The 5,462-nt window shown below is 42.0% G+C and carries 7 protein-coding genes and 2 pseudogenes; 3 read left to right on the top strand and 6 right to left on the bottom strand.

Translation table 11 applies throughout. The annotated features are described in order from the left end of the window. Positions 1-56: 56 nt before the first annotated feature. From ACFFAP_RS35345 to ACFFAP_RS35330, 4 genes and pseudogenes are all read right to left on the bottom strand, one after another. Positions 57-128: pseudogene (locus ACFFAP_RS35345) on the bottom strand (hypothetical protein); the annotation flags it as partial. Continuing rightward, positions 116-223 (bottom strand): annotated as a pseudogene (locus tag ACFFAP_RS35340) (hypothetical protein); the annotation flags it as partial. The pseudogenes ACFFAP_RS35340 and ACFFAP_RS35345, both read right to left, overlap by 13 nt. A gap of 13 nt (positions 224-236) precedes the next feature. After that, entirely contained in the window at positions 237-713 is a 477-nt protein-coding gene (locus ACFFAP_RS35335; RefSeq protein WP_375515579.1) for a hypothetical protein, read from the bottom strand. Positions 714-1,089: 376 nt separating this feature from the next. After that, positions 1,090-1,908 carry a DNA cytosine methyltransferase gene (locus ACFFAP_RS35330; protein ID WP_375515578.1) on the bottom strand — a complete coding sequence of 273 codons (819 nt, stop codon included), beginning with the start codon at positions 1,906-1,908 and terminating at the stop codon, positions 1,090-1,092. 410 nt (positions 1,909-2,318) lie between these two features. Here ACFFAP_RS35330 and ACFFAP_RS35325 point away from each other — a divergent pair, with 410 nt between their 5' ends. Together ACFFAP_RS35325 and ACFFAP_RS35320 are read left to right on the top strand one after the other, a co-directional pair. After that, entirely contained in the window at positions 2,319-2,708 is a 390-nt protein-coding gene (locus tag ACFFAP_RS35325) for a helix-turn-helix domain-containing protein (RefSeq protein WP_375515577.1), read from the top strand. A gap of 54 nt (positions 2,709-2,762) precedes the next feature. Next, positions 2,763-3,053 (top strand): hypothetical protein, encoded by a 291-nt coding sequence (locus tag ACFFAP_RS35320; protein WP_375515576.1) that lies wholly within the window; start codon positions 2,763-2,765, stop codon positions 3,051-3,053. Positions 3,054-3,234: 181 nt separating this feature from the next. Here the strand turns inward: ACFFAP_RS35320 and ACFFAP_RS35315 are convergent, their stop codons facing one another. Together ACFFAP_RS35315 and ACFFAP_RS35310 are read right to left on the bottom strand one after the other, a co-directional pair. After that, positions 3,235-3,975: a 3'-5' exonuclease gene (locus tag ACFFAP_RS35315; RefSeq protein ID WP_375515575.1), complete on the bottom strand. Its 741-nt coding sequence runs from the start codon at positions 3,973-3,975 to the stop codon at positions 3,235-3,237. Between the two features lie 258 nt (positions 3,976-4,233). After that, positions 4,234-4,389 (bottom strand): hypothetical protein, encoded by a 156-nt coding sequence (locus ACFFAP_RS35310; protein WP_375515574.1) that lies wholly within the window; start codon positions 4,387-4,389, stop codon positions 4,234-4,236. A 405-nt stretch (positions 4,390-4,794) separates the two neighbouring features. Here ACFFAP_RS35310 and ACFFAP_RS35305 point away from each other — a divergent pair, with 405 nt between their 5' ends. Further along, complete coding sequence (locus ACFFAP_RS35305) at positions 4,795-5,106, top strand: hypothetical protein (protein WP_375515573.1); 312 nt, start codon at positions 4,795-4,797, stop codon at positions 5,104-5,106. Positions 5,107-5,462: the final 356 nt, after the last annotated feature.

The following is a 5,462-nucleotide window of genomic DNA, read 5'->3' as shown; positions in this document are numbered from 1 at the left end:
GACCTCGCTACCATCCACATCTGGATTAACAAAATATTATTAGTGGGATAGGTTCATGTCCTTTCTATTGGATTATACTTACTATGATAAGGAGGATAGTAAGCTAAACGTATATTTACTTGATGTTTGTTGCCTTCTCATCCTCGTCTCTATCACCTATCATCCAACTTTTAGTTAAATCAATGCCAAAATCAAATACAGCCTGAAAAATCATCCCGGCCCCAGGCTTTCTATATCTAAATTTTTTCCTCTAAGAAATCACCGTCTGCTGTGTGGTCAGCGAGTTTAATACCACCATTGTTAGTAACTCTATAAACTATTAATCCCTTCATATCTGGGCAGAAATATATTGCTTCTAGTTGGGGAATTAACTCAAGAGTATAGTGTTGTTCAGCGATCGCATCTTCCAAACTCTTTAATGGCTTAGATTGAATAAGTGCGATCGCACCTACTGGCACATTTCCAATACTCCGTCCCTTCCACTCACCATCCACCTTTTCCTCCCAGTTAAAGCCCCACCTCCAATGCTGAGGATTACTAGGCTCTCTGTGTCCGATTACACGGGGGTAAGAAGCGATAGCCCCACTTTTCAACTTCTTATTCTCAATATATCTGTACAGGCATCCTTTACACTGTCTGCCTTTAGGCTTCTGCACAGTTTCTAGCTGCGGCTCACTTTCCTCTAAGAAATTTTCGGGTGTCCATCCACACACTCCACAGCCGTCATCTAGTTTAATTAGTAGCGATTCACAACCGGGACAACTTACGTTATTTGATTGCTGTGTACACTCGATAGATGGGCATTTTTTGCAGGTATAGGACTTAGCTACTACCTGAAAACACTTTGTACAGAGTTGCGGTTGATTATCCTCTATCGCTTTTAGTGTCTCCCCTTAGGAGAAGAATTTGTCTATTAAGTGTTGGGGTGCGATCGCAAAACCATTTATTCGATAATCATCCCGTTCCCAGAAATAACATTTAATTTCACTGCTCCAGTCAACAGTAAAATAAGTGTGCCGAACCTCAGTTATTTTGCCAACATTTAAGGAAGAGTTGCAGATATAAAGGTCTACTTTTACATCTGATTGTTTAAGTTGCTGCGAGGTTAGCAAGGTAACAGACTCGCTTAATTGCGATCGCAGCTTGGAGGGGGCAGACTGATCGGGCGTAGAGGTCGTTACAATCTCGCCGTTTATTGAGGTGGTGGCGTACTCCGGGATAAATGGGAGCTGCACTAATATTGTTTCTCCAGTATCCATCAAAGGATATTCCGCCCAGCCAACGGGGAACCCCATCATCCACCCCGGCACTGCTGGGTTTAACTTGTCGCCCTTGGTTATATATGGCCTTAATTTCTGCTCCAATCTGGTCGCCCCAGCTGGTCTGTATCCCGTTGAGCCTTTGCAGTACGTTGTTGGTGTAGGCAACGATGAAAAGCCTTTCTCTCTCTTGGGGCGATCCGAGTTCCGCAGCTGATATGATTTGCGGATCATCCCAGACGTAGCCAACCATTTGGAGTCCCCCAAGAACTGCTCGTAATCCTTTGTTGACAATTCCTGTAGGATTTTCAATGATGATGAAACTGGGGCGACCGTCGGCGATGCACCGCAGGGCTTCAAACCAGAGTTTTGATTCTGGGTGTTCAAGTCCTGTTCCGTTGCCTGCAATGCTGGTGCCGGTGCAAGGGAAGCCGATTGTGTAGAGATTGAATTCTCCCGGACTTGGGTAGTAATCTTTGATATCGCTGTGGATGGAGATATCAGGAAATCTGTAGCTGAGAACGAGTTTCGCGTCGCGGTTATTTTCGATGAAGAGTCCAGTTTTGATAATATGGGCTGCTCCGGCGGCATCAATTCCGAGGTCAAACCCTCCGATTCCTGCAAAGAAACTGGCGTGTTTAAGTTGCACGATGCGATCACTCCTTCATCCTCTAAGAATTCTTGATAACCATAAGACTGCATTTCAATCCTTGTGTACTCGCCCAAATGCCCATTTTCCCAAGTAATACAGATTTTTTTGTTTACGCTCCTCACTAATCCGCGTTGATCGCCTGGGGTGATGATGCGATCGCCTACAGCCCATTTCTTAGAGGAAATTTCACTCATCTTTTTTACCGACTAAGTAATCTTTTTTCATCGATGCCCACTGTTCAGGGCTGATGGCCTCAATTTCAGCTTTGCGTGTAGGCTTGTCGGAGCTGTTTTATTTGGGGTAGAATTATGATCTAAATCAACCTAGTAAATTGATTCGATTTATCTAATAGGCAGATTATACTATAAATTGTATCTAGTAGTTACAAGAAAAGGAAATAAAAGTTTATGCAAATTTACCAGCTATTTAAGCAGGCGATGGATCGACACGGAATTCAGGGAAAGGAATTAGCCGTGCTAGCTGGTATAAGCCAAAATCACCTATCCCAGTTTCGCTCCGGGCATAAATGGGTAAGCCCAGAGGTATTTGCAGCTTTACTAGAGGGGATGGATCAGCTTGCCCCTGGCTCTAGAAAATATTTTTGTCAGTTGTTAGCTGAGGAACCATTAGCAGAAAGGGACACGAGTAAAAGGCTTACGGAAATGATTGAGGCTGCTGATGAAGATGAAATGGAAGCAGCATTATTAGCAATTGGTCGCAAGTGGAAAAGAACACGCCAAAATCAGGCTATTTCAGGTAATTACAGCACGGGGTTTGACTCGGCGATCGCTGTCTAATCGCGCATAAGCAAGTATCATTGATAGCTATCAACTATCAGGCTGTATCTATTTATGCTGGAACGAATTAAATTTGTGGGGCTGGATGAGGTGGAGCGGTTGCTAGATGGCTTGTCACAGGAAATAAAAGAGGCTTTGCTTGCAGAGCAGATTAAAAAGCTGTCTGCTGAATCTAGGGGGCGAGTACTTGGGCTTTCAGAATCTGGTTTAACTGTGGTAACAGGCTCTTTTGTTAGTCTCAACAGTGATGTATCCATTAATATACAGAATGCTAGCGGTTTCGATGCAGAGACAGTTTTTAAAGCATTGGTAGAGTTTCGCCGATCAGAAAAAGAGTCTAAATAGGTACAAAAAAACCTGCCTGTTAAATTCTTAGAGGATAGGGAGCGTAGGCGTTGCTTGCCGCCTTTGGCATCGCCCGCCGCAGGCATTGCTTGTCTCCCTGTGACGCTCCTATGTCACTAACGCTACGCTATCGGTGTCGCAATATAATTATTTAAAAGTCCACATCATCATCTAGACTAGGTCAAAGTGATAACGAATCATTATCCCTTTTCTCTTCATCTTCAGCATCAAAATATTTTTCCCAATAATTCTCTATTGCAGTGTACACAGCTTTCTTATTCTCAGGAGAAGTATACTTAATTTTGCCTAAGCTTTCAAGTATTCCTAAATCAATATCTTCATCAATTACAGTCTTAATAAATTTAGCTCTGGAATTGGCATTTTTAGAGATTGGGGTTAATTCTTCATCAAGTTCTTCTCTCGCCTTTCTGCATAACGAAAAATAATCATCATTCTCAGGTTGTATAGCGGTGCTGATGGAGATTTGTTTATCTGTAGCCAATGGTTTGTACCAATCACATTCACCTACAATAAATGATTCAGATTTACTACGGGTAAGCGCTACATAAAGCAAGTTTTGCTCTTGCTCTAACTGCCAATCTCGCTGATTTCTCCAAACCATAGGCATATCTCCAGCTTTGTAAACAAAAATCCTTTCTCCCTCACCTCCCTTAAATTTATGAATGGTGGACAGAGTTACTGGAGAATTTTCATCACTGAACAATTCATCAATATAATATTTCAAGCTCTCAATGCTCGTAGCCTGTGTTTGAGATTGATAAATGGTTGCGATCGCTTCTAATCTATCCGCTAACCTTTGCTTTAATTCATCTTCGTTATCTAGATTTAAATATTGTTGCAACTTAATTTGTCTATATTGTTCAACAGCATCATTGAAAAACTTAAAATTGTATCCTGGCAACTTGGCTATTTGGTCAAGTTATTTTTTAAGAAAATCACCAACATCTCGACCCTTGACTGTTGCTTTGATGCCCTGGCTAATGAGACAAATACATAAACTAACCAGTGGTGCAGTTTTACGGCAGATGATAATATCACCGTGTTTAACTAACTTCTCAATATCCTTAATTTCTATTTGATGAATAATTCCTTCGATGGCATCTGGCGCTGCTTCAATCGGAATGTAGGGAAATATGCTCTTAACTAAGGCAATGTGCGATCACGGACAACGATAGCAAATTGATAAAGGTAGTTCTGTTGCTCCAGCTAACCTGACAATGTTGTTGTAGCTTTGATTGTCTGCACCCGCAAAGCCCATTATCGCCTGACGCGGGTCGCCTACTGCTAAAATCCGGCCAGTAAGTCCTGCAAGCATTAAAGGCTACCCCGGCTGTTTTAGGATGGCTTCAAACTTCTACTCTTACAGCTAATACTTCAATTCAAACGATGTATAAGCCCAAAGTGAAAACGGATGATTATTTAAGTTTGGGCAGTGGTGCAGGAGTGGCGATAGTTATAGCGATATTAATGATTTTTCTATTTGGTGGTAGGAGAGGTAAATGAATTATTTAACCGACAAACATAAACAGTTATCAGAATCACAATAATCGGGTTTAATGACGTGGTTCGGTCAGTTGCCGATGGACAAGAAAGCTGTTGCCATTGGGCTGAGTTTAACTGTGGGTATTAGTTCGGCGGCGATAGCTTGGAAAGGAAAGTCAAGCGACCGCATTTATTTCTGCCTTCGGACTCCCAAAAGCGGGATGCTGCAAAGGCAGAGATGGCCGCACGTTCCGCTCCCATCGATAAAGCCACTTTAGAGCGCATTTATGAACTGGAAATAAATCTTGGTAGCAAGGCAGGTGACACCCAATATGAACCGAAAAAATTATCATTAATGGCGCAAAAACTGTATGAATATCTCATCAGAACCGAGCGGATTGAAGCTGATGTTAGAGAGTTTAAAGGCAACTTTAAATTTCAGGGTGAGAGATTCACTGTAGAGCTTATAAAGGGCTGGATGAATGAAATTGTCGAGGTTGGTAAGGCAGAGTGGATAGCCGAGGGTGTTATCAGGTTCAATCAAATTTAGCCGCATAGTGGGCTGGTGTCTCCTCCCAAAAACCCCCTTTTTTTGCGGACATCGGACACCAGACACCACAGACACTAAACGCTGAAGCCCTTAAACAGCATAGACATGGAAAGACACCCTCTAGACACGACCTAAACATCAAGTGTCTAGATGGTGTCTGGTAGACACCAATAATAAATCAGCCAATAAATAGACAACAAATTAGGTGATTCCACAACACGCCCTAGCCTTCAGGGTTTTTTACTAATTCATTTCAGTTGTAAAATTCTGTCAATTTTATTCTTTCACTATAAAAGTAACGGTAGAACTATAATGCTTGTGTAATAAAATCTACTATTGAAATGACTGTTTTTGAA

Source organism: uncultured Nostoc sp., from assembly GCF_964245575.1.
Taxonomy (GTDB): Bacteria; Cyanobacteriota; Cyanobacteriia; order Cyanobacteriales; family Nostocaceae; genus Nostoc.
Note: the sequence above shows the minus strand (reverse complement) of the source record. Positions and strands in the feature narration are given on the sequence as shown.

What these genes read in the sequence shown, in the direction of transcription:
- ACFFAP_RS35325 (WP_375515577.1), top strand. Translation starts at nt 2,319, where the DNA reads ATGCAAATTTACCAGCTATTTAAGCAGGCGATGGATCGACACGGAATT.
- ACFFAP_RS35320 (WP_375515576.1), top strand. Translation starts at nt 2,763, where the DNA reads ATGCTGGAACGAATTAAATTTGTGGGGCTGGATGAGGTGGAGCGGTTG.
- ACFFAP_RS35310 (WP_375515574.1), bottom strand. Translation starts at nt 4,389, where the DNA reads ATGCTTGCAGGACTTACTGGCCGGATTTTAGCAGTAGGCGACCCGCGT.
- ACFFAP_RS35305 (WP_375515573.1), top strand. Translation starts at nt 4,795, where the DNA reads ATGGCCGCACGTTCCGCTCCCATCGATAAAGCCACTTTAGAGCGCATT.